Source organism: Cupriavidus sp. CPT47-8839-RL05A, from assembly GCF_058792255.1.
The window spans coordinates 69,476-92,172 of the sequence record NZ_JBYTEG010000013.1 but is presented as its reverse complement, the minus strand read 5'-3'; the positions used below and the strand labels follow the sequence as shown (position 1 = coordinate 92,172).

Here is a 22,697-nt window from a genome sequence, read left to right as displayed (position 1 = left end):
TCGCCGGCACCACCTATAATGCGCCTTTATTAATTAGGTGTTTCATTTAAATTCAGCTGCACCGTTCTCTAATGTGCAGAATGTAGCGCCGCACCATAATAGGGAAAACCCCAAACCGGGGGATTACCCTGATTTGTCTGATCCGCAGGACAGCCATGTATTACCTGCACCATCGCCGTGCATTATTCGCGCCGGCCGGCTGCAAATCGGGCGTACCAAAGACAAAGGGCGCCGCATCAAGCGGCGCCCTTGTTCAAGGCGGGGCTGGCAGGCGGGCACGGCCCGCACCGGATCAGGCGGCGGCGCTGGCCGGCAGCAGCCCGCGCGGCAGCGGGAAGGCCATGTTCTCTTCGATGCCGTCAAGCGGGCGCACCTGGCGCGCGCCAAGCTCACGCAGGCGCTCGACGATGGACTGGGCCAGCGCCTCGGGCGCCGAAGCCCCGGCGGTCAGGCCGATGCGGCGCTTGCCGGCGATCCATTCGGGGCGCACCTGCTCGGGGGCGTCCACCATATAGGCCGGCACGCCCAGGCGCTCGGCCAGCTCGCGCAGGCGGTTGGAATTGGAGCTGTTGGGGCTGCCCACCACGATCACCACCTCCACCTGCGGCGCCATGAACTTCACCGCGTCCTGGCGGTTCTGCGTGGCATAGCAGATGTCCTGCTTCTTGGGCTCGCGGATTTGCGCGAAGCGCGCCTTGAGCGCGGCCACGATCTCGCGGGTCTCATCCACCGACAGCGTGGTCTGGGTCACGTAGGCCAGCCGCGACGGGTCGGCAACCTGCAGCGTGGCGACGTCGGCCACCGACTCCACCAGCAGCATGCCGCTGCTGGCCTGGCCCATGGTGCCCTCCACTTCCGGATGGCCGCGATGCCCGATCATCACGATCTCGCAGCCCTCGGCGCGCATCTTGCTCACCTCGACATGCACCTTGGTCACCAGCGGGCAGGTGGCATCGAACACGTGCAGCCCGCGCGCGGCGGCGTCGGCACGCACTTCGCGCGACACGCCATGGGCGCTGAAGATGACGGTGGCGCCCGCGGGCACCTCGTCGAGCTCGCGCACGAACACCGCGCCCTTGCGGCGCAGGTCGGCCACCACATAGGCGTTGTGAACGATCTCGTGGCGCACGTAGATGGGCGCGCCGAAGCGCTCGAGCGCACGCTCGACGATCTCGATGGCACGATCCACGCCGGCGCAGAAGCCGCGCGGCTGCGCCATCAGGATTTCTGCGTCGGGTGCGGGGGTCAGGTCAGGCATGCTGCGGTATCAGGATGGTTCGGCACACGTGCGGCGCGCTCAGAGAATGCCGATCAGCTGCACGTCGAACAGGATGGTCTGCCCGGCCAGCGGATGGTTGAAGTCAAAGAGCGCGGCGGTCTCGCCGAACTCCTTGAGCACACCCGCGTACTTGCCGCCGCCGGGCGCGTTGAACTCAACCAGGTCGCCCGGGCTGTAGTCCTCTTCGAAGGAACTGTTCTCGCGCAGCGTGGCCAGCGACACCCACTGCAGCAGCTCGGGGTTGCGCGGGCCAAAGGCCTGCTCCGGCGCCAGCCGGTAGGTCATGCGCTCGCCTTCGGGCATGCCGAGCAGCGCCTGCTCCAGCGTCGGCGCGAACTGGCCCTGGCCGAGCAGCAGCGTGGCGGGCTTCTCCTCGAACGTGCTGACGACCTCGGTGCCGTTCTCGAGCGCGATGCTGTAGTGCAGGGTCAGGAAAGAGTCGGCCTGGACAGTCTTGCGGCCAGCCGTGCCGCCGTCGGTTTCCGACGCGAAAGTTTGCAAATTCATGGGTGATCAAGCGGTCAACAACCCGTATTGTATTCGACTGGCCCATTGCCCGCCGCCCCGGGCCCGGCCTCACCCTCATCACGGCGTGACTACCCTGGAGTGCTCATGACCATTGCCAACTGGCCCGCCTGCGAGCGGCCCCGCGAGAAACTGATGGAAAGCGGCGCCGCCGCCCTGTCCGACGCCGAGCTGCTGGCCATCCTGCTGCGCGTGGGCACTGCCGGAAAAAGTGCCGTGGACCTCGCACGCGAGCTGTTGCACCGCTTCGGCTCGCTGACAGCCCTGTTCGCGGCCGAGGGGCGCGCACTGACAAGCGTCCGGGGCATGGGCGAAACCAAGTATGCCCAGCTGCAGGCCATTCCGGAGCTGGCCCGGCGCGCGCTGGCTGAATCGCTGCGCCTGCCCACCGGCTTCGACGGCCCGGCGGCGGTGCGCAACTACCTGCGCCTGACGCTGGCGCCGCTGCCGCACGAGGTCTTCCTGTGCCTGTTCCTGGATCCGCGCAACCGCATGGTGGCCAGTGAAGAACTGTTCCGCGGCACGCTGACGCGCACCGCCGTCTACCCGCGCGAGGTGGCGCGCCAGGCCCTGGTGCATAATGCGGCCGGCATCATCGTCGCGCACAACCACCCGCGCGGCACCACCGCGCCGAGCCAGAGCGACATCCGCCTGACCCACGAACTGGCGCGCACCCTCGATCTGATCGACGTGCGGCTGCTCGACCATTTCATCGTGGCCGGCCAGGAAATCCGCTCGCTGGCCGACTGCTGCGACCGCCTGCCCGGGCTGTGACGCCAACGCCACGGCATATACAGCGCAGCAACACCGGATAACGCCAAAGCACAGAAGGCATTGATTCGGCGAGGGAATCCGGTCTATAATGCCCGTTTTGCTGAAGTCTCAACCGCTGCAGTCCGGGCCCGCGCGCCTTTTGTTGATCTGTTGCGAACATTGTCCACGAATAGAAGATTTAGGAGTGCTTCATGGCACGCGTCTGTCAAGTGACCGGGAAAGCGCCGATGGTCGGCAACAACGTTTCCCACGCAAACAACAAGACCAAGCGCCGTTTTCTGCCCAACCTGCAGAATCGTCGTTTCTTCGTTGAATCCGAAAACCGCTGGGTGAGCCTGCGCGTCTCGAACGCCGGCCTGCGCCTGATCGACAAGAAAGGCATCGACTCCGTGCTCGCCGACCTGCGCGCACGCGGCGAAGTCTAATTAGGAGCACATCATGGCAAGCAAGGGCGGCCGCGACAAGATCAAGCTGGAATCGACCGCAGGTACGGGTCATTTCTACACGACCACCAAGAACAAGCGCACCATGCCGGAAAAGATGGAGATCATGAAGTTCGATCCCGTCGCCCGCAAGCACGTCGCTTACAAGGAAACCAAGATCAAGTAATTGATCCCGGTTCCCGCCAGAAAGCCCCGCCATGCCGCGGGGCTTTTTGTTGCCTGCGCGCCGCGCAGGCCTGCGGGGCGATAAGCGCCCACCCCCACGCGACGCGCTGATGCGCGGGATGGCGCTTCAGGTGTAGACTTTCCCGTTTCCTCCTTTTTGCCTGGCGCCCCCCAGCGCACTCCGCACCATGAATTTCGACGTCGCCATCGTCGGCAGCGGCCTGGCCGGCCTTACGGTCGCGCTGCAACTGGCCGACACCCACCGGGTGGCCATCCTCAGCAAGCGCGCCATGACCCAGGGCGCCAGCGACTGGGCGCAGGGCGGTATTGCCGCCGTGCTGGATTCCGGCGACAGCCATGACGAGCATACGCAGGACACGCTCGTCGCCGGTGCGGGGTTGTGCGACGAAGAGGCCACGCGCTTCATCGTGGAGCATGGGCGCGAAGCCATCCAGTGGCTGATCGACCGCGGCGTGCCGTTCACGCGCGACGAGCAGGCCGAACTGGGCTTCCACCTGACGCGCGAAGGCGGCCACAGCCGCCGGCGCATCATCCACGCCGCCGACGCCACCGGCCATGCCGTGGTCAGCACGCTGCTGCAGCAGGCCATGCAGCACCCGAACATCACCATCCTGGAAGACCACTTCGCGATCGACCTGATCACCTCGCGCAAGCTGGGGCTGCCGGGCAACCGCTGCTACGGCCTGTACGTACTGGACGACAGCACCGGCGCGGTGCGCACCCTCACCGCCACGCACACCGTGCTGGCCGCGGGCGGTGCCGGCAAGGTCTACCTGTACACCACCAACCCGGATACGGCCACCGGCGACGGCATCGCCATGGCCTGGCGCGCGGGCTGCCGGGTTTCGAACATGGAGTTCATCCAGTTCCACCCGACCTGCCTGTACCACCCCTACGCCAAGTCTTTCCTGATCTCCGAAGCGGTGCGCGGCGAAGGCGGCCTGCTCAAGCTGCCCGATGGCACCCGCTTCATGCCCGAACACGATGCGCGCGCCGAACTGGCCCCGCGCGACGTGGTGGCGCGCGCGATCGACTTCGAGATGAAGAAGCGCGGCCTGGACTGCGTCTACCTGGACATCAGCCACCAGCCCGAATCCTTCCTGAAAGAACACTTCCCGACCATCCACGCGCGCTGCCTGGAGCTCGGCATCGACATCACGCGCGAGCCGATTCCCGTGGTGCCGGCCGCCCACTACACCTGCGGCGGCGTGGTCACCGACACCTCCGGGCGCACCGATATCGGCAATCTGTACGCGGTGGGCGAAACCGCCTGCACCGGCCTGCATGGCGCCAACCGGCTGGCCTCCAACTCGCTGCTCGAATGCATGGTGATCGGCCGCGCCGCGGCCGAGGACATCGCTTCCAAGGACAAGGCCGGCCTGCCTGACATCACGCTGCCGGCCTGGGATGAAAGCCGCGTCTCCGATGCCGACGAGGAGGTGGTGGTGTCGCACAACTGGGACGAGCTGCGCCGCATGATGTGGAACTACGTCGGCATCGTGCGCACCAGCAAGCGGCTGGAGCGCGCTCAGCACCGCATCGGCCTGCTGCGCGAGGAAATCGCCGAGTACTACGCCAACTTCCGCGTCACCAGCGACCTGCTGGAGCTGCGCAACCTGGTCGAAGTGGCCTCGCTGATCGTGGACAGCGCCTACTCGCGCCATGAAAGCCGGGGCCTGCACTTCAGCCGGGACTATCCGGATACCCTGCCCAAGGCGCTGCCGACGGTGATTCAGCCGCCAGCCACAAGGAAGCGCTGACGGCTGGCCAGGCAAAACAAAACGGGGTGGGGCCGCAAGGCCCCACCCCGTTTTGCTGGTATCGCGCGAAGCGTCAGCCGATGATCCGCAGCGAATAGTCCGTCGCCCGCACGTCCTTGGTCAGCGCACCAACCGAGATCCGGTCCACGCCGGTTTCGGCAAAGGTGCGGATAGTATCGGCATTGACGCCGCCCGACACCTCCAGCAGCGCCCTGCCCCGGTTGATCCTGACCGCATCCTGCATCATCGGCACGGTGAAGTTATCGATCAGCACCGACTTCGCACCGGCCGCAAGCGCTTCTTCCAGTTCGGCCAGCGTTTCCACCTCGATCTGCACCGACGCCCTGGTATCGAGCGCCAGCGCCGCCTGCATGGCCGCGCTGATGCTGCCAGCCGCCGCGATATGGTTTTCCTTGATCAGGATGCCGTCGTACAGCGCCAGCCGCTGGTTCTCGCCGCCGCCGATGCGGACCGCGTACTTCTGCGCCAGGCGCAGGCCCGGCAACGTCTTGCGCGTATCCAGCACGCGCGCGCGGGTGCCGGCGATGAGGTCGGCATAGCGGCGCGTGGCGGTGGCCACGCCCGACAGCAGTTGCAGGAAATTCAGGGACGGGCGCTCCGCCGTCAGCAGCGAGCGCGCCGGGCCGGTGATCTCGCAGACCACCGAATCGGGCGCCATGCGGGCACCTTCCTGCTGCAGCCAGTGCACTTCCAGCGCCGGGTCGACCGCACGCATGCAGGCATCGAACCACGGCTGGCCGCACAGCACTGCGGACTCGCGCACGATCACGCGCGCGCGTGCCGCCTTGGCCGCAGGCACCAGCAGGCCGGTCAGGTCGCCGCTGCCGACATCCTCGTCAATGGCGGCCTGCACATTGGCTTGCAGCGCTGCCTGCAGCGCCGGGCCGTAGCTGTCGAAAATCGAATTCACGCTCATGCCGGGCCAATCCCCTGGAACAGCGCCTGTTCCTTGGCCAGGTCTGCCGACGGACGCACATTGCGCTTCTGCGCGGCGGCGAAGTCCAGCATGCGGTTGATGCAGGTCACCGCCTGGCGCCCGATCACCGGGTCGACATGGATCTCGTTGCGGCCGGTTTCCAGCACCTCGGCCAGGTTGGTGAGCGCGTTCATGGCCATCCACGGGCAGTGCGCGCAGCTCTTGCAGGTCGCGCTGTTGCCGGCCGTGGGCGCTTCAATGAAGTGCTTGCCGGGCGCCGCCATGCGCATCTTGTGCAGGATGCCGTTGTCGGTGGCGACGATGAACTCGGTCGCGTCCAGCTTCTGCGCGGCCTCGATCAGCTGCGAGGTGGAGCCGACCACGTCGGCCTGCGCCACCACGTTTTCCGGCGATTCCGGGTGCACCAGGATCTTGGCGTTGGGGAATTCGCGGCGCAGCAGGTCCAGCTCGATGCCCTTGAACTCGTCGTGCACCAGGCACGAGCCCTGCCACAGCAGCATGTCGGCACCGGTCTGCTTCTGGATATAGCTGCCCAGGTGCTTGTCCGGCGCCCACAGGATCTTCTTGCCCTGCGCATGCAGGTGCTCGACGATCTTCAGGCCGATGCTGGAGGTCACCATCCAGTCCGCGCGCGCCTTCACGGCGGCGCTGGTGTTGGCGTAGACCACCACGGTGCGGTCCGGGTGCGCATCGCAGAAGGCGGCGAACTCATCGGCCGGGCAACCCAGGTCGAGCGAGCAGGTCGCGTCCAGGTCCGGCATCAGCACGGTCTTCTCGGGGCTCAGGATCTTGGCGGTCTCGCCCATGAAGCGCACGCCCGCCACCACCAGGGTCCGGGCCTCGTGGTCGCGGCCGAAGCGGGCCATTTCCAGGGAGTCGGAGACGCAGCCGCCGGTTTCCTCGGCCAGGTCCTGCAGGTCGGCGTCGACGTAATAGTGCGCCACCAGCACCGCATTGCGCTCCTTGAGCAGGCGGCGAATACGCATCTTCAGGGACTGGCGCTCGTCGGGCGTCAGCACCGGCGGCACCTTGGCCCAGGCATGGGCCACGCAGCTGCTGCCAGTGGCGTTTTCGGCATCCGCCAGGTTCGGCTTTTCGAACTCGACGGTCTTGATCGATTGTGGGGTCATCTCCGGTACTCCTCTAGACCTTCGCCAGCAGGGATGCGGCCCGGCCAGAATATTGGGGAGTTTATCTAAAACAAAAGCCCCGCCATGGGCGGGGCTTTGTCAAACCATACGGCGCGGCCGGATTGTATCAGGCGTAGCGGCGCAGGCGCAGCGAGAAATCTTGCAGCGCCTGGATGCCACTGGCCTCGGCACGATGGCACCAGGCCTGCAGCTGCTGCAGCAGCTGCTCGCGCGTCAGGTTGGAACGGCCCCAGATGGCGGCCAGTTCACGGCGCATTTCGACGAAGGTCTGCAGCGCCTTGTTCTGTTCGACGATGCTGGCCAGCTGTTCGCGCTGCGGCGCGGCCAGCTTGGTTTCCTCGCGGTGGAACCACTTGCTGGCGGGCTTGAAGCTGCGGTACTCGGCCACGCGGCCTTCCTTGAGCTTTTCCAGTTCCTGGCGGAACGCGCCCTTGACGGCCTTGGCGTAGCGCGCCATCACGTCATAGCGGTTGGCGATGATCGCTTCCAGCGTGTTGTGGTCAACCGGGCGGGCTTCCACCAGGCGCGCCTTGGGCGGGGTCTTCTTGACCTTGGCCAGGCCGACTGCCTGCATCGCGCGGATATAGCCCCAGCCCACATCGAACTCATACCACTTGATCGAGAACTTGGCCGAGGTCGGGTAGGTGTGGTGGTTGTTGTGCAGCTCTTCGCCGCCAATGATCAGGCCCCACGGCGACACGTTGGTCGAGGCGTCCTCGCAATCGTAGTTGCGATAGCCCCACCAGTGGCCCAGGCCATTGATGATGCCGGCGGCATGGATCGGGATCCACAGCATCTGCACGGCCCAAACGGTCATGCCGATCACGCCGAACAGCGCCAGGTCGATGATCAGCATCAGGCCGACACCCTGCCAGCCGAAGCGCGAGTACACATTGCGCTCGACCCAGTCATTGGGGCAGCCATGGCCAAACTTGGCGATGGTTTCCTTGTTCTTGGATTCGGCACGATACAGCTCCGCTCCCTCCAGCAGCACCTTGCGGATGCCGCGGGTCTGCGGGCTGTGCGGATCTTCTTCGGTTTCGCACTTGGCGTGGTGCTTGCGGTGGATGGCGGTCCACTCGCGCGTGACCATGCCCGTGGTCAGCCAGAGCCAGAAGCGGAAGAAATGCTGGGCGATCGGGTGCAGATCCAGCGACCGGTGCGCCATGCAGCGGTGCAGGAAGATGGTGACACTGGCGATCGTGATATGCGTCATCACGAGCGTGTAGATGACGATCTCCCACCAGGTCCAGTTGGCAAGGCCGTTGGCGGCCCAGTCAAGAATAGTGTCGAACAAACTGTTCTCCGTCGGTTAAACAGGGACTTTCCCGTGCAGCCCGGCGGGGCCGGTGCACGCAACGCGCAGAAAAAAGGCTGCGAATCCAAGTGATTGCGATAGCTTTCTGGCGCCTGCCACGGGACCCGAAGTCATTCCGGGCTCCCAGGCACACGAGTCTCGCGCCGGCGCCGGGATGGCCCTGCGCTGGCGGGACAAGGTACGAGCCGCTGCAATCTGGCGGCTGTCTGATGTGGGAGCGTGCGCTGCAACCTGAGGCTGCAACCCGCGACAACCCGGCATTCTACCGGATCGCGCGACGCGCAAGCATACGCTATTTCCCGGATTTGGACGGGGCGCCACAGTTTTCGTTCCGTGAGTGGCGCATGCTGCGCCCATCTTGCGGTCTATGCGGCACTCGCCGCATTCGCTGCATCCGCTACCGCCTTAGATGGGGGCAGATCGTTGCCGGGCAAGGGTGCCTCGCCCAGCACGCGAAGTTCACGCTGCGGATAGGGGATGGAAATCCCATGCTCGCGCAGCGTGCGCCAGATCGCGCGGTTCATCGCCGACTGCACGCCCAGCTTGCCGTTCTGCGGATCGGCCACGAAGACCGCAACCTCGTACTCGATGCCGCTGTCGGCAAACAGCACCAGGAAAGCGGCGGGCTCCGGGTCGGGCAGCACGCGCGGCAGGTCGCGCACGCATGCGGTCAGCAGCGTGATCACCGTTTCCGGATCGGCGTTGTAGTCTGCCTGCACCCGGGTAGCCACGCGCACATTGGTATTGGAAAACGAATGGTTCTGCACCGGCTGCGCCACCAGTTGCTCGTTCGGCACCAGGGTTTCGCCATCGCCGTTGCGCACCACCGTATAGCGGGTGCGGATCTGCGACACGATGCCGGTGTACTTGTCCACCGTGATCTGGTCGCCCAGCTTGACCGAGCGGTCCAGCAGGATGATGAAGCCGGAGATGTAGTTGCTGGCGATCTTCTGCAAACCCAGCCCCAGGCCCACGCCCAGCGCGCCGCCGAACACCGACAGCACGGTCAGGTCGATCCCCACCAGCGACAGGCTCAGCAGCAGCGACACCAGCAGCAGCAAGGCCTTGGAGATGCGCGTCAGCACCACCTTCAGGTTGCCGTCGAGGTTGGCCGAGCGCATCAGCCGCTCTTCCAGCCAGGAACCGAACCACAGCGCCACCAGCACCGTCAGCAGGATCCAGACCACTGCCATCAGGGTCTCGGCCAGGCTGATCTTCTGCTTGCCGCCGATCGCGAAGCGCACGCCCTGCATCCACGCCACCACGTCCGCCAGCACGCCCAGCACGTACAGCGCCATGCCGGCCCACACCAGCGTGGTCAGCACCTTCTCCACCAGCAGCAGCATGCCATGCAGCTGGCCGCTGCCCGACATCACCCGGCGCAGCACATAGAAGGTGAAATTCAGGAAGGTGATGCCGAACAGCGGCACCAGCGCCAGGCGCAGCACGCTGATCGGGATCAGCGGCTCCAGCGCAAAGCGGGCCATCAGCACCAGCACCCAGCCGGCCAGCGGGAACATGGCGCGCTCGAGGCTGGCGGCGGCAAAGCGCACGGAAAAGCTTGAGCCTTGGTAGCGCGCTTCCAGGCGCCGCACCACGAAGCGCGCCAGCGGCCATGCCACCAGCAGGCAGCCGGCCAGCACCAGCAACTGCCAGAAGAAGCCCGGCCCGCCTGCGTCGCGGATCAGGTCGTCCAGCATCTTGCCGAACATGGAATGGGAGGCCTTCAGGTCTTTCAGGCCACCCAGGTCGGACAGGGTCTCACCGTTCATCGAGGAAACTCAGGGTTGGCGCGGCCGCCCGCGCGATCGGCGGGCGGCCCGGCAGGCACCGGCGTTCAGCTGGTGCGTTCCAGCACCGCGGCAAAGAACCCGTCGGTCTGGTGCAGGTGCGGATACAGGGCAAACATGCCGTTGTCCGGCAGCCCGGTCACTTCGATCTTCTGCTCGGCCAGCACTTCGGCGGCCGGCACCAGGCGGAAGTTGGGGTGCGCAGCCAGGAAGTCGCGCACGATCTGCTCGTTTTCGGCTTCCAGCACGCTGCAGGTCGCGTAGACCACGCGGCCGCCGCCCTTCACCAGCCGCGCGGCCGAGTCCAGGATCGCGCTCTGCTTGGCAGTCAGTTCCAGCACCGACTCCGGCGATTGCCGCCATTTCAGGTCGGGGTTGCGGCGCAACGTGCCCAGGCCGCTGCAGGGCGCGTCGACCAGCACGCGGTCGGCCTTGCCGGCCAGGCGCTTGATCTTGGCGTCGCGCTCGGAGTCGATCAGCACCGGATGGACGTTGGACAGCCCGCTGCGCGCCAGCCGCGGCTTCAGGTTGGCCAGGCGCTTTTCCGATACGTCAAAGGCGTAGAGCCGGCCGGTCGAGCGCATCGCCGCGCCCAGCGCCAGGGTCTTGCCGCCCGCGCCGGCACAGAAGTCGACAACCATCTCGCCGCGCTTGGGTGCGACCAGGTTGCACAGCAGCTGGCTGCCCTCGTCCTGCACCTCGACCAGGCCGTTGACGAAGATCGGCAACTGGTTCAGTGCCGGCTTGCCGGCCATGCGGATGCCGGCCGGCGCCATCGGCGTGGGCTCGGCGCCCAGGCCGGCGGCGTGCAGCTCGGCCAGCGCGGCCTCGCGGCTGGTCTTGGCCAGGTTGACGCGCAGGTCCAGCGGCGCCGGGCGCAGCAGCGCGTCGCCCAGGGCCGCGGCGAAGGCCTCGCCGTGGCCGCGCACCAGTTCGTCGTACAGCCACTCGGGCAGGTTGGCGCGCACGCGCGGCGCCAGGCTGGAGCGCTCGATCGTGGTCAGGCGGTCCAGCCACTCGGCTTCTTCGGGATGCAGGAACGGCGTCAGCGTGTCGCGGCCCAGGGTCGCGGCCAGGCCCAGCAGCGCCAGCCGGCGCGAGGTCGCGCCCGTGCCGCTTTCGGCAAACTGGGCAAACTCGACGCGCCGGCGCAGCACCGCGTAGATGGCCTCGGCGATGATGCCGCGCTCGCGGTGGCCAAGCTTGCTGTTCTCGCGGAAGTAATAGCTCACCACGGCATCGGCCGGGCGCGCAAACAGCATCACCTTGCCCAGCAGGCGGTCGATATGCTGGATATGGGTGGCATGCAGGCCGCCATGCGAGCGGACCGGGGCACCGTTGGCATTGGGCGACTTGCGGATGGGGCTGCCCTTGCCCTTGCTGCGCGCGGGGGCATGTCCTTCGCTGCGCGGGGATCGGGTTCCTGCCTGGGTGCGACTCATGCCTTGACTCCTCCCGCCGGGGTATCGGCGGAGATGGCCATCAGCAATTGCGATTCGGCCGGGTTGATAACGTTGACTACGCCGTCCTGCAGTTGCAGGCGGTCCTCGACGAACCATTGCACGGCGCGGGGATAGATCACGTGCTCGCATTCGAGCAGGCGCGCGGCCAGGCTCTCGGGCGTGTCCGCGGGTTGCACATCAAGTGCAGCCTGGATCACGATCGGGCCATGGTCGAGTTCTGGGGTGACAAAGTGCACGGTGGCGCCATGCAGTTTGACGCCGGCGTCCAGCGCCTGCTTGTGGGTGTTCAGGCCCGGGAAGCATGGCAGCAGCGACGGATGGATATTCAGCAGCCGGCCCGCATAGCGGTCGACGAAGCCGGGCGTGAGTATACGCATGAAACCGGCCAATACCACCAGGTCGGGCGCGTGGGCGTCGATGGCCTCGGCCAAAGCCGCATCAAAAGCGGCACGGTCAGGGTGCTGGCGATGGTCGACCACGCCGGTTTCGATGCCATGCTGCTGCGCGAATTGCAGCCCGGCGGCGTCCGGCCGGTTCGACAGTACTGCCGCCACCCGGGCGGGCCAGCCGCCACCCGCGCAGGCACGGACGATGGCTTCCATATTGGAGCCTCGCCCGGAAATCAAGATGACAATTTTTTTCATCGCGCAATTCTACCAAGGCAAGGCGCTAAACTCTGGTAAAGCCAACGCATTACGTGCTTAATTCACGAGATTCGGACAGGGCGCGATGTGTCTAACATGTGACGGCATGCCCGTATACCCCCGATTGATGGATTGTGACGCTTCGCCCCCTCTGCTAGAGTGGGCGCTACGTCCACGCGCCAACCCTGTGCATGACACAGTGCTCGCCAAGAGCTGGTGACAACAAGGACGAAACGGGAATTTGAACGGGAATTCGCATGTCGAACGCTGCACCGACGTTGTTGGTGGTCGATGATCATCCTATGGCTTTGTCAGGCACTACGGCTTTCCTCGCCGAAGTCATGCCGGATGTGGCAGTCCATGCCGCCGGCAGTGCCCGCGAAGCCCTGACAAGCCTGCAGCAGGGGCTGCGTCCCGATATCGTGCTGCTCGATATCTGGCTGAACGATGGCACCGGTTTCGATGCCATGCAGTCGTTCAAGACCGTCATCCCCGGCGCACGCTTCATCTTCATGTCCGCCGAGGCCACCCCCGAGATCGTCGGCCGCGCCCGCGCGCTGTCGGCCTGCGGCTTCGTCGGCAAGCACCTTGATGCCAATGCCTTCACCGCCGCGGTGCGCAAGGTGCTGGCAGGCGACACCTCCTTCCCCACCGATGAGGCCCTGAACGGCCGCGCGCAGTCGTTCGGGCCCGCCCACGGCATTCCGGTCACGCCGGCCGAGCTCGGCCTGACGCCGCGCCAGGGCTCGGTGCTGGCGCTGGTGCTGGAAGGCCTGCCGAACAAGGTGATCGCGCGCCGCCTGGGGCTGACCGAGAACACCGTCAAGGAGCACGTGTCGGCCATCCTGCAGCGCCTGGGCGTGCGCACGCGCATGCAGGTGATGTCGCGCATGGAGCGGTTCCGCCTGCGCCAGTAACGCAGGCCGGCACCCCGCCCTAGGCCGGCCGCAGCCAGCGTCGCAGCAGCAGCCGCAGCGAAGCCGGGTCCACCGGCTTGGGCAGCACGAAATATCCCGCCTCTTCCGCCGCCGCCAGCGCGGCGGATTTCAGGTCGCCGGTCAGCAGCGCGCTGCGCGCCTGCGGCTGCGTGTTCTGCCAGCGCTCGAGCAAATCCAGTCCGTTCTCGCTGCCGGGCAGGCGCAGGTCGCAGAAGATGATGTCGGGGCGCAGGCCCTTGGCAAACAGCTTGTCGGCCTCGGCGCCGTGCGCGGCGCAGGCCACGCGGATGCCCCAGGCCTCCATCAGCGCGATCCAGGCCTTGCGGATCTGGCTGTCGTCGTCGACCACCAGCACCGTGCCCTGCAGGCGGTCGGGCTTGGCCTCTTCCGCCTGCGCCATCGCGCGCATCTCGCGCACGCTGGCCACGGTCTCGGCCGGCACCGTCGCCAGCGCGAACCAGAACACCGAACCCTTGCCCGGCACCGAGCGCACGCCATAGGTGCCGCGCATCAGGCGCACGCATTCCTTGAAGATGGCCAGCCCCAGGCCCAGGCCCTGCGACGGGTCGCGCTGCGGGTTATGGACCTGGTAGTACGGCGAAAAGATGTCGGGCAGGTGCTCGGGTGTCACGCCGGCGCCGGTATCCCAGACTTCCAGCCGCACATGCTTGCGGCGCTGGCGCGCGGTCACCAGCACGCCGCCTCGCGGGGTGTAGCGCAGCGCGTTCTGCACCAGGTTGAACAGGGCCCGGCGCAACAGCACCGGCTCGGCCATGGCGTACAGCTCGTCGGGCACGCGCGGGGTCAGGGTCAGGCCGCTTTCGCGCGCATCGGCGGCAAACTGGCTCATCACGTCGCGGATCAGCGCACCCAGCTCGCATGGCTCCAGCGTCGGCAACACCTTGCGCCCTTCCAGCTTGGACAGGTCCAGCAGCGAACGGAACAAGAGGTCGATGGTCTGGGTACCCGCCGCCACCTGCTCCACCAGCGGATGCAGCGCCGACGACTGGTTGCGCGCGCGCAACGCCTCCACCAGCATCACCAGCGCATGCACCGGCTGGCGCAGGTCGTGGCTGGCGGCAGCCAGGAAGCGCGACTTCTCCTCGCTGGCATGCAGCGCGCGCTCCTTTTCCTCCTGGAACTGCTTGGCCAGGCGGCGGCTGTCGCCCTCGAGCTGGATGGCGCGCACCAGCGTGACCTGCAGGTGCAAGGCATGGCGCGACAGCATCAGACCATAGATCACCAGCAGCACCTGCACATAGACGCCATGGCCGGGGAAGGCGAATTCCGCCATCAGGATATTGGGCACGAGGATCGGCACGCCGGCATAGACCAGGTTCGACGGCACCGGCGCCTGCGACACCGCGCCGCCTGCCAGCACCCCAAGGGTCAGCAGGTACAGCACGCTGGAGAACACCGACGAGCCTGCATACAAATGCAGCAGCGCCGAGCTGCCCCAGGTCACGCCGGTCAGGAAGGCAACCGCGCGCATATTGTTCCACCACTTGCGCGTGTGCGCGGAACGGCTCATCGAGGCATGGTCGCGCTGGTAGCCGACATAGAACCACAGGCCGCCGGCCGTCAGCAGCAGCATCACCGCGCACCAGCCGAGCAAGGCCGAGTGGCTCACGTCGTTCCAGAATCCCAGTGTGGTCAGCGCGGGCAGCAGCACCGAGGCCACGATCGCCGTGGGCGAGTTCTTGTGCACGATGGCCATCAGCTTGGCGCGCGTCTCGACGTCGAGCTGGGCGGTCGCCTGAGGCAGGACTCGGGGCAGGAGCCGGGAAAAGAACCGGTTGGGCAGCGCTTTCAAGTGTGGCTGGCTTGGAATGGGCGGATGTCGGTGGCAGCAGGTGCCAGCGCCGAAGTGAAGCCGAAGTGGGGCATATCATGCCGCCTTTTGCGGCATCGCGCCATGCCGCGAGGGCCGGTTGCGGCACAAAAACAGCAGCGCGGCACCGGCCGCGGGCGGCGGGAGCGGCAAGCGGACCCATTCGCCTTATAATGCTCGCTTTACCTGAAACGTTTCCCGCCGTCCCCGTGAAAGTCTTCCGCGGCCTGCCCAACGCCGAAAGCCGGGCGCCCTGCGCGCTCACCATCGGCAATTTCGACGGTGTGCATCGCGGCCACCAGTCGCTGCTCGCGCGTGCGCGCGCAGCCGCCGACGCACGCGGCCTGCCGCTGTGCGTGATGACCTTCGAGCCGCATCCGCGCGAGTTCTTCACCCCGGACAAGGCCCCTACCCGCATCGCGCTGCTGCGCGACAAGCTGGAAAGCCTGCGCCGCAACGGCGTGGACCGGGTGGTGGTGGAACACTTCAACGCCCACTTTGCCGCCCAGTCGCCGCAGGCGTTCGTCGAGAACGTGCTCTGGCATGGCCTGCACGCGCGCTGGGTGCTGGTCGGCGACGACTTCCGCTTCGGCGCCAAGCGCGCCGGCGACTTTACCTACCTGCAGGAAGCCGGGCGCCGCTACGGCTTCGATGTCGAGCAGATGGGATCGGTGTCCGAAGGCGGCATCCGCATCTCCAGCTCCGCGGTGCGCCAGGCGCTGGCCGACGGTGACCTGGAGCATGCCCGGCGCCTGCTCGGCCACGGCTATGCCATCAGCGGCCACGTGATCCACGGCCGCAAGCTGGGCCGCGACCTGGGCTTCCCGACGTTGAACCTGCGCATCTCGCACAAGCGGCCGGCAGTCAGCGGCATCTTCGTGGTGCAGGTGCACGGCATCGCCGACCAGCCCCTGCCGGGCGTGGCCAGCATCGGCGTGCGCCCCACCATCGAGGACGCCGGCCGGGTGCTGCTGGAAGTCCACCTGTTCGATTTCAAAGAGAACCTGTACGGCAAGCTGGTGCGGGTTGAATTCATGAAGAAGCTGCGCGACGAAGCGCGCTTTGACAACCTGGACGAGCTCACCGCCGCCATCGCCAAGGACAGCGCCGATGCGCGCGCCTTCTTCGGTCTGACCGCCCCGGGCGCGGCCGAAGGCAGCGGCGGGCGCGACTTCGCCACCTCCGCCACCGACCGAATTAGGTAGCGGCCGGCGCCCGCCCGCACGCCAGTGGCGCGGGCCCGGCACGCACGCCGCCGCCCCAGTCTTTCCGCGCGCCCGCCGGCCTGCCGCCGCCCGCGCGCCAACCCGAATTGCCCTGAGAATCGAAATGTCTGACGACAAACGCGCCAAGCCCGAGAAAAGCAAGTATCCGGTCAACCTGCTCGACACGCCCTTCCCGATGCGTGGCGACCTGCCCAAGCGCGAGCCGCAGTGGGTCAAGCAGTGGCAGGACAAGCAGCTCTACAAGAAGATCCGCGCGGCACGCAAGGGCGCGAAGAAGTTCGTGCTGCATGACGGCCCGCCGTATGCCAACGGCGACATCCATATCGGCCACGCCGTCAACAAGGTGCTCAAGGACATGATCATCAAGGCGCGCGGCCTGACCGGGCTCGACGCCGTCTACGTGCCGGGCTGGGACTGCCACGGCATGCCGATCGAGATCCAGATCGAGAAGAAATTCGGCAAGGGCCTGCCGGTGCAGGAGGTCCAGGCCAAGGCGCGCGCCTACGCCACCGAGCAGATCAAGCGCCAGATGGTGGATTTCGAACGCCTGGGCGTGCTCGGCGACTGGGACCACCCCTACCTGACCATGAACTACAGCAACGAGGCGGATGAACTGCGCGCGCTCGGCAAGATCATGGAGAAGGGCTATGTGTTCCGGGGCCTGAAGCCGGTGAACTGGTGCTTCGACTGCGGCTCGGCGCTGGCCGAGGCCGAGGTCGAATACAAGGACAAGGTCGACCTGTCGATCGACGTGGGCTTCCCGTTCGCGCAAGCCGACAAGCTGGCGCACGCCTTCAAGGTGCCCTTCGAGCAGCTCGACGGCAAGCCCGGCTGGATCGTGATCTGGACCACCACGCCGTGGACCATCCCGAGCAACCAGGCGCTGAACGTGCACCCGGAAGTGGAATACGCGCTGGTCGAGACCCCGCGCGGCTACCTGATCCTGGCCACCGAGCGCGTCGAGGAGCAGCTCAAGGTCTACGGCCTGGAAGGCAAGGTCGTGGCCACCACCACCGGCGCGGCACTGTCGGAAATCCGCTTCCACCACCCGCTGGCCAAGATGGACGCGGGCTATGACCGCCTGTCGCCGGTCTACCTGGGCGACTACGTCACCACCGATACCGGCTCGGGCATCGTGCACTCGGCGCCGGCCTACGGCGTGGAAGACTTCCAGTCGTGCAAGGCGCACGGCATGGCCGATTCGGACATCATCAGCCCGGTGATGGGCAACGGCGTCTATGCCGGCACGCTGCCGCTCTTTGGCGGGCTGTCGATCTGGGACGCCAACCCGAAGATCGTCGAGGTGCTGCAGGCCTCGGGCAACCTGTTCAATTCGCACAAGTACACCCACAGCTACATGCATTGCTGGCGCCACAAGACGCCGATCATCTACCGCGCCACCTCGCAGTGGTTCGCGGGCATGGACGTGGACCCGGCCGACGAGAACGGCAAGACCGGCCCCACCCTGCGCGAGACCGCGCTGGCCGGCATCGACGCCACCGAGTTCTTCCCGGCCTGGGGCAAGCAGCGCCTGCACAACATGATCGCCAACCGGCCGGACTGGACGCTGTCGCGCCAGCGCCAGTGGGGCGTGCCGATGGCCTTCTTCCTGCACAAGGAAACCGGCGCGCTGCACCCGCGCACGCCGCAGCTGCTGGAAGAAGTGGCCAGGCGCGTGGAGCAGCACGGCATCGAGGCCTGGCAGACGCTGGACCCGGCCGAGCTGCTGGGCGACGAGGCCAGCCAGTACGAGAAGAACCGCGACACGCTGGACGTGTGGTTCGACTCCGGCACCACGCACTGGTCCGTGATCCGCGGCTCGCACCGCGACGACCTGTACGATCCGTCCGCCGATGAAGCCGATGGCCGCCTCGCCGACCTGTACCTGGAAGGCTCGGACCAGCACCGCGGCTGGTTCCACTCGTCGCTGCTGACCGCGTCGATGCTGTACGGCAAGCCGCCCTACAAGGCGCTGCTGACGCACGGCTTCACCGTCGACGGCGAAGGCCGCAAGATGTCCAAGTCGATTGGCAACACCGTGTCGCCGCAGGACATCTCGAACAAGATGGGCGCCGAGATCATCCGTTTGTGGGTGGCCTCGACCGACTACTCCGGCGAGCTGTCGATCTCGGACGAGATCCTCAAGCGCGTGGTGGAAGGCTACCGCCGCATCCGCAATACGCTGCGCTTCCTGCTGTCCAACCTGTCCGACTACGACCACGCCAGGCATGCCCTGCCGGCGTCGGAATGGCTGGAGATCGACCGCTACGCCGTGGCGCTGACCGCGCAGCTGCAAAAGGAAGTGCTGTCGCACTACGAGTCGTATGAATTCCACCCGGTGGTGTCCAAGCTGCAGACCTTCTGCTCCGAGGACCTGGGCGGCTTCTACCTCGACGTGCTGAAGGACCGCCTGTACACCACCGCGCCGGACTCCAAGGCCCGCCGCGCGGCGCAGAACGCGCTGTACCACATCACCCAGGCGATGCTGCACTGGATGGCGCCGTTCCTGTCGTTCACCGCCGAGGAAGCGTGGCAGATCTTCGCCCACGGCACCGAGCACACCGACACCATCTTCACCAGCACCTACTACGCGGTGCCGGAAGTCGACGACGGCGCCGACGACCTGCTGCAGAAGTGGCACACGCTGCGCGAAGTGCGCGCCGAAGTCACCAAGCAGCTCGAAGCGGTGCGCGTGGAAGGCGAGATCGGCTCGTCGCTGCAGGCCGAGCTGACCATCCAGGCCGGCGGCCCGGTGCTGGAAGCGCTGCAGAGCCTGGGCGACGACCTGCGCTTCGTGCTGCTGACCTCGTCGGCCAAGGTAACGCACGCGCCCGAGGCCGGCGACCTGCTGGTCACGGTGACCCCGTCGGCCCATGCCAAGTGCGAGCGCTGCTGGCACTACCGCGCCGATGTCGGCCACAACCCGGACCATCCGACCCTCTGCGGGCGCTGCGACAGCAACCTGTTCGGCGCCGGTGAACACAGGAGCCATGCCTGATGGCATCGACCACGTCCCGTTCCGCGCGCCCGGCACGCCGCAACAACAAGGCCGCCAGCACCACCCCGCTGCTGTGGATGGCCTTCGCACTGCTGGTGGTGGTGCTCGACCAGTTCTTCAAGATCGTCATCGTGCGCACCTTCACCTATGGTGAATCGCGCCCGGTGACCGGCTTCTTCAACCTGGTGCTGGTCTACAACAAGGGCGCGGCGTTCAGCTTCCTGGCCGATGCCGGCGGCTGGCAGCGCTGGTTCTTTACCGGGCTGGGCATCGTGGTGGGCGCGTTCATCGTGTGGCTGCTGTATCGCCACACCGGCCAGCGGCTGTTCTGCTTCGCGGTGTCGCTGATCCTGGGCGGCGCGGTCGGCAATGTGATCGACCGCGTGGCCTACGGGCACGTGGTCGATTTCCTGGACTTCTATGTGCGCAACTACCACTGGCCGGCCTTCAACGTGGCCGACTGCGCGATCACGGTCGGCGCGGTGCTGCTGATCGTGGACGAGCTGCGCAGGGTGCGGCGCCACTGAGCGCCCTGATTGTGTTCCCCTCTCCCCTCGCGGGGAGAGGCTAGGGTGAGGGGCGGTTCAGCAAGGCACCACGCCACCAGAACCGCCCGCCCTCACCCCCGGCCCCACTCCCGCCGTGCGGGAATGGGGAGCCAACCCTCAGCCGGCTTCCCCGGTATCATTTCCCTTTCTCCCCAGCCAGGTTCCCCACCATGGATTTGCGCGGCAAGCACATCGTTCTCGGCCTGACCGGCGGCATCGCCTGCTACAAGTCGGCCGAACTGGTCCGCCTGCTGACCAAGGCCGGCGCCACCGTGCAGGTGGCCATGACCGAGGCGGCGACGCATTTCATCACGCCGGTGACGATGCAGGCCCTGTCCGGCCGGCCGGTCTTCCTGTCGCAGTGGGATGCCCGCATCGACAACAACATGGCGCACATCGACCTGTCGCGCGAGGCCGATGCCATCGTCATCGCCCCGGCCTCGACCGATTTCATGGCGCGCCTGGCCAACGGGCTGTGCGACGACCTGCTCAGCACCCTGTGCATCGCGCGCGACTGCCCGCTGCTGGTGGCACCGGCGATGAACCGCCAGATGTGGGCCGCCCCCGCCACCCAGCGCAACGCCGCGCAACTGCGCGCCGACGGCGTGATGATCCTGGGCCCCGGCAGCGGCGACCAGGCCTGCGGCGAGGTCGGCGACGGCCGCATGCTGGAGCCCGAAGAACTGCTCGACGACATCATCGCCTTCTTCCAGCCCAAGCCGCTGCAAGGCAAGCGCGTGCTGATCACCGCCGGCCCGACCTTCGAGGCGATCGACCCGGTGCGCGGCATCACCAACCTGTCGTCCGGCAAGATGGGCTTCTCGATCGCACGCGCGGCGCGCGAGGCCGGCGCCGAGGTGCTGCTGGTGGCCGGCCCCACCGGCCTGCCCACCCCGCGTGGCGTGGTCCGCACCGACGTGCGCAGCGCGCAGCAGATGCATGACGCGGCGATCGCGCAGCTGCACGGCGTGGATGTCTTTGTCGCCGTGGCCGCGGTGGCGGACTGGCGCCCGGCTGAAGTCGCGCAGCAGAAGCTGAAGAAGGCCAACGATACCGACACCCCCACGCTGCAGTTCGTGCAGAACCCCGACATCCTGGCCACGGTCGCGGCGCGGGCCGACGCCCCCTACTGCGTCGGCTTTGCCGCCGAGAGCGAGAACCTGGAGCAGTACGGCGAGCAGAAACGCCAGCGCAAGGGCGTGCCGCTGCTGGTCGGCAATATCGGCCACCATACCTTCGGCCTGGACGACAACGAGATCGTGCTGTTCGACGCCGCCGGCATGACGCGGCTGCCGCGCGCCGACAAGCTGTCGCTGGCGCGCCAGCTGGTGGCGGCGATCGGCCAGCGCCTGCCCGGGCGCGCACGGCCCTGATGGCGGGCGCGCGTCCGGTATCATGCGCGGCTGCCACCTATTCCGTTGAACCGATTCCCCCCAGGATTCCCATGACCCAGCCACTGAACCCGACCGTCGAAATCAAGGTGCTCGATGCGCGCCTGAATGAATGGGGCCTGCCCGCCTACCAGAGCGAAATGGCCGCAGCCATCGACCTCCATGCCTGCATCGACGCCCCGGTATCGATCGCGCCGGGCACGCCCGCGCAACTGGTGCCGGCCGGCATCGCCGTGCACATGGGCAACCCGTACATGGCCGCGACCATCGTGCCGCGCTCGGGCCTGGGCCACAAGAAGGGCCTGGTGCTGGGCAATTCGATCGGCGTGATCGATGCCGACTACCAGGGCCAGATCATGGTCAGCGTGTGGAACCGCAATGCGCCCGGCACCGAGCCGATCGTGATCCAGCCGGGCGAGCGCATCGCGCAGATGATGTTCGTGCCGGTGCTGCGGCCGGTGTTTTCGACGGTGGCAGAATTCAGCGAAGACAGCGAACGCGGCGCGGGCGGCTTTGGCTCGACCGGCGTGCATCACGCCAAGGCCAGCGCCTGACGCAGCCTCTGGCCGCACAAGACACTGGCGCCCCGCGGGGCGCCAGTTTGCATTTCAGCCCTGCTGCTCGAACAGCAGCGCCACGCCGCTGGCGGCATCCGCCAGCACCAGGGTCTCGCGCGGGCCCAGGTCGTGGGTCGGCACACCCTGTTCGCGCCAGCCGGCACGCGCGGCCGCCAGGTCATTGGTGCGCAGGCGGATCGCCGCGTAGCCCGGCCCCTCGCGCCGGATATGCGCGGTGCCGGTGGCCGAGGCCAGCGCCTGCGGCGTGCTGACCACCAGCGTGGCATCGTCCAGCGCCAGGCTGCAGACATGTTCGCTCAGCTGCGTCAGCTCGCCGCCGGTCAGCTCCGCGTAGGCGCGCGCGGCGGCGTCCACCAGCGCGGGCGCCACCACCAGGAACATGGTGGCGATGCTGTGCGCGCCGTTGGCATGGCGGGTCCATTCGGGCCGCCACAGCAGTTCGGGCGTACGGTGCTCGCAGACGAAGTAGCGCGCGCCCGGCGCATCGTCGAGCGCGGTCACGCGGAAGGTGGCCGGGTGCTCGCTGCCGTCATCCAGCCGCACCGGACGCGAGAACTCGATCGGGTCCGAGGTGTGCCAGCCCGCCGCACGCAGCCGTGCCGCGGTGGCAAAGGCGTCGGCGCTCTTGCACGACATCGCCGCGCAGCCGCCGCCATGCGCCTGCGCATCCCAGTAGTACTGGCGGTTGGGGCTGGGCGCGGTCACGTGCAGCAGCTCAAGGTAGTCCCGCCGCAGCATGATGCAGTGGTTCTGCGAGCCGAGCGTGTGGTAGCCGCGCGGCGTCAGCGTAAAGCCGAGCCGGCGCCAGGCCTGGGCCCCGGCATCGAGGTCTGGGCACACCACCACGGCGTGGTCGAACATTTCCGCTTGCGTTGCCATCGGCATCCTCTCGGTTT

At 67.1% G+C, this 22,697-nt stretch carries 20 protein-coding genes; 10 read left to right on the top strand and 10 right to left on the bottom strand.

Features of this window, described 5'->3' with window-relative positions; all coding sequences use genetic code 11:
* Positions 1–292: 292 nt before the first annotated feature.
* A complete protein-coding gene (gene ispH / locus AC3WVS_RS17410) occupies positions 293–1,258 on the bottom strand; it encodes a 4-hydroxy-3-methylbut-2-enyl diphosphate reductase (protein WP_492319665.1) in 966 nt (321 codons plus the stop codon).
* 39 nt (positions 1,259–1,297) lie between these two features.
* A complete protein-coding gene (locus AC3WVS_RS17405; RefSeq protein ID WP_010814978.1) occupies positions 1,298–1,786 on the bottom strand; it encodes an FKBP-type peptidyl-prolyl cis-trans isomerase in 489 nt (162 codons plus the stop codon).
* A gap of 105 nt (positions 1,787–1,891) precedes the next feature.
* Here AC3WVS_RS17405 and radC point away from each other — a divergent pair, with 105 nt between their 5' ends.
* The 4 genes from radC to nadB all read left to right on the top strand — a co-directional run bounded on the left by radC (position 1,892) and on the right by nadB (position 4,967).
* Positions 1,892–2,578 carry a RadC family protein gene (gene radC, locus AC3WVS_RS17400; RefSeq protein WP_492319664.1) on the top strand — a complete coding sequence of 229 codons (687 nt, stop codon included), beginning with the start codon at positions 1,892–1,894 and terminating at the stop codon, positions 2,576–2,578.
* 191 nt (positions 2,579–2,769) lie between these two features.
* Positions 2,770–3,003 carry a 50S ribosomal protein L28 gene (rpmB, locus tag AC3WVS_RS17395; protein WP_006575661.1) on the top strand — a complete coding sequence of 78 codons (234 nt, stop codon included), beginning with the start codon at positions 2,770–2,772 and terminating at the stop codon, positions 3,001–3,003.
* 13 nt (positions 3,004–3,016) lie between these two features.
* The gene (rpmG, locus tag AC3WVS_RS17390; RefSeq protein ID WP_010814980.1) at positions 3,017–3,187 is read left to right on the top strand and encodes a 50S ribosomal protein L33; all 171 of its coding nucleotides are present in this window, start codon (positions 3,017–3,019) and stop codon (positions 3,185–3,187) included.
* A 187-nt stretch (positions 3,188–3,374) separates the two neighbouring features.
* Positions 3,375–4,967, top strand: a complete 1,593-nt coding sequence (nadB, locus tag AC3WVS_RS17385) for an L-aspartate oxidase (protein WP_010814981.1) — start codon at positions 3,375–3,377, stop codon at positions 4,965–4,967.
* A 73-nt stretch (positions 4,968–5,040) separates the two neighbouring features.
* Here the strand turns inward: nadB and nadC are convergent, their stop codons facing one another.
* From nadC to purN, 6 genes are all read right to left on the bottom strand, one after another.
* Positions 5,041–5,904 carry a carboxylating nicotinate-nucleotide diphosphorylase gene (gene nadC, locus AC3WVS_RS17380; RefSeq protein ID WP_492319663.1) on the bottom strand — a complete coding sequence of 288 codons (864 nt, stop codon included), beginning with the start codon at positions 5,902–5,904 and terminating at the stop codon, positions 5,041–5,043.
* Positions 5,901–7,055 carry a quinolinate synthase NadA gene (gene nadA, locus AC3WVS_RS17375; protein WP_492319662.1) on the bottom strand — a complete coding sequence of 385 codons (1,155 nt, stop codon included), beginning with the start codon at positions 7,053–7,055 and terminating at the stop codon, positions 5,901–5,903. The genes nadC and nadA overlap by 4 nt, the downstream gene beginning before the upstream one ends.
* A gap of 127 nt (positions 7,056–7,182) precedes the next feature.
* Positions 7,183–8,373, bottom strand: a complete 1,191-nt coding sequence (locus AC3WVS_RS17370; RefSeq protein ID WP_492319661.1) for a DesA family fatty acid desaturase — start codon at positions 8,371–8,373, stop codon at positions 7,183–7,185.
* A gap of 386 nt (positions 8,374–8,759) precedes the next feature.
* Positions 8,760–10,166: a mechanosensitive ion channel family protein gene (locus AC3WVS_RS17365; protein WP_492319660.1), complete on the bottom strand. Its 1,407-nt coding sequence runs from the start codon at positions 10,164–10,166 to the stop codon at positions 8,760–8,762.
* 65 nt (positions 10,167–10,231) lie between these two features.
* Positions 10,232–11,626 carry an RsmB/NOP family class I SAM-dependent RNA methyltransferase gene (locus tag AC3WVS_RS17360; protein WP_492319659.1) on the bottom strand — a complete coding sequence of 465 codons (1,395 nt, stop codon included), beginning with the start codon at positions 11,624–11,626 and terminating at the stop codon, positions 10,232–10,234.
* Complete coding sequence (gene purN, locus AC3WVS_RS17355) at positions 11,623–12,291, bottom strand: phosphoribosylglycinamide formyltransferase (protein WP_492319658.1); 669 nt, start codon at positions 12,289–12,291, stop codon at positions 11,623–11,625. The genes AC3WVS_RS17360 and purN overlap by 4 nt, the downstream gene beginning before the upstream one ends.
* Before the next feature lie 257 nt (positions 12,292–12,548).
* Here purN and AC3WVS_RS17350 point away from each other — a divergent pair, with 257 nt between their 5' ends.
* A complete protein-coding gene (locus tag AC3WVS_RS17350; protein WP_011615962.1) occupies positions 12,549–13,208 on the top strand; it encodes a response regulator in 660 nt (219 codons plus the stop codon).
* 19 nt (positions 13,209–13,227) lie between these two features.
* Here AC3WVS_RS17350 and AC3WVS_RS17345 read toward each other — a convergent pair whose 3' ends face one another.
* Entirely contained in the window at positions 13,228–15,042 is a 1,815-nt protein-coding gene (locus AC3WVS_RS17345; protein WP_492319657.1) for a hybrid sensor histidine kinase/response regulator, read from the bottom strand.
* A gap of 227 nt (positions 15,043–15,269) precedes the next feature.
* On the opposite strand from AC3WVS_RS17345, the gene AC3WVS_RS17340 reads away from it, so the two are divergent.
* The 5 genes from AC3WVS_RS17340 (at position 15,270) to dut (ending at position 21,777) form a co-directional block, all read left to right on the top strand.
* On the top strand, positions 15,270–16,265 hold the full coding sequence (locus AC3WVS_RS17340; protein WP_035821206.1) for a bifunctional riboflavin kinase/FAD synthetase: 996 nt from the start codon (positions 15,270–15,272) through the stop codon (positions 16,263–16,265).
* A gap of 124 nt (positions 16,266–16,389) precedes the next feature.
* On the top strand, positions 16,390–19,284 hold the full coding sequence (ileS, locus tag AC3WVS_RS17335; protein ID WP_492319656.1) for an isoleucine--tRNA ligase: 2,895 nt from the start codon (positions 16,390–16,392) through the stop codon (positions 19,282–19,284).
* Positions 19,284–19,811: a signal peptidase II gene (gene lspA, locus AC3WVS_RS17330; RefSeq protein WP_492319655.1), complete on the top strand. Its 528-nt coding sequence runs from the start codon at positions 19,284–19,286 to the stop codon at positions 19,809–19,811. Before ileS ends, lspA begins: the two co-directional genes overlap by 1 nt.
* A 191-nt stretch (positions 19,812–20,002) precedes the next feature.
* Positions 20,003–21,205 (top strand): bifunctional phosphopantothenoylcysteine decarboxylase/phosphopantothenate--cysteine ligase CoaBC, encoded by a 1,203-nt coding sequence (gene coaBC / locus AC3WVS_RS17325; protein ID WP_492319654.1) that lies wholly within the window; start codon positions 20,003–20,005, stop codon positions 21,203–21,205.
* A 71-nt stretch (positions 21,206–21,276) separates the two neighbouring features.
* Positions 21,277–21,777, top strand: coding sequence for a dUTP diphosphatase (dut, locus tag AC3WVS_RS17320; protein WP_492319653.1), 501 nt, complete (start codon positions 21,277–21,279; stop codon positions 21,775–21,777).
* 54 nt (positions 21,778–21,831) lie between these two features.
* Here the strand turns inward: dut and AC3WVS_RS17315 are convergent, their stop codons facing one another.
* Entirely contained in the window at positions 21,832–22,680 is an 849-nt protein-coding gene (locus AC3WVS_RS17315; protein WP_492319652.1) for a VOC family protein, read from the bottom strand.
* Positions 22,681–22,697 lie beyond the last annotated feature (17 nt).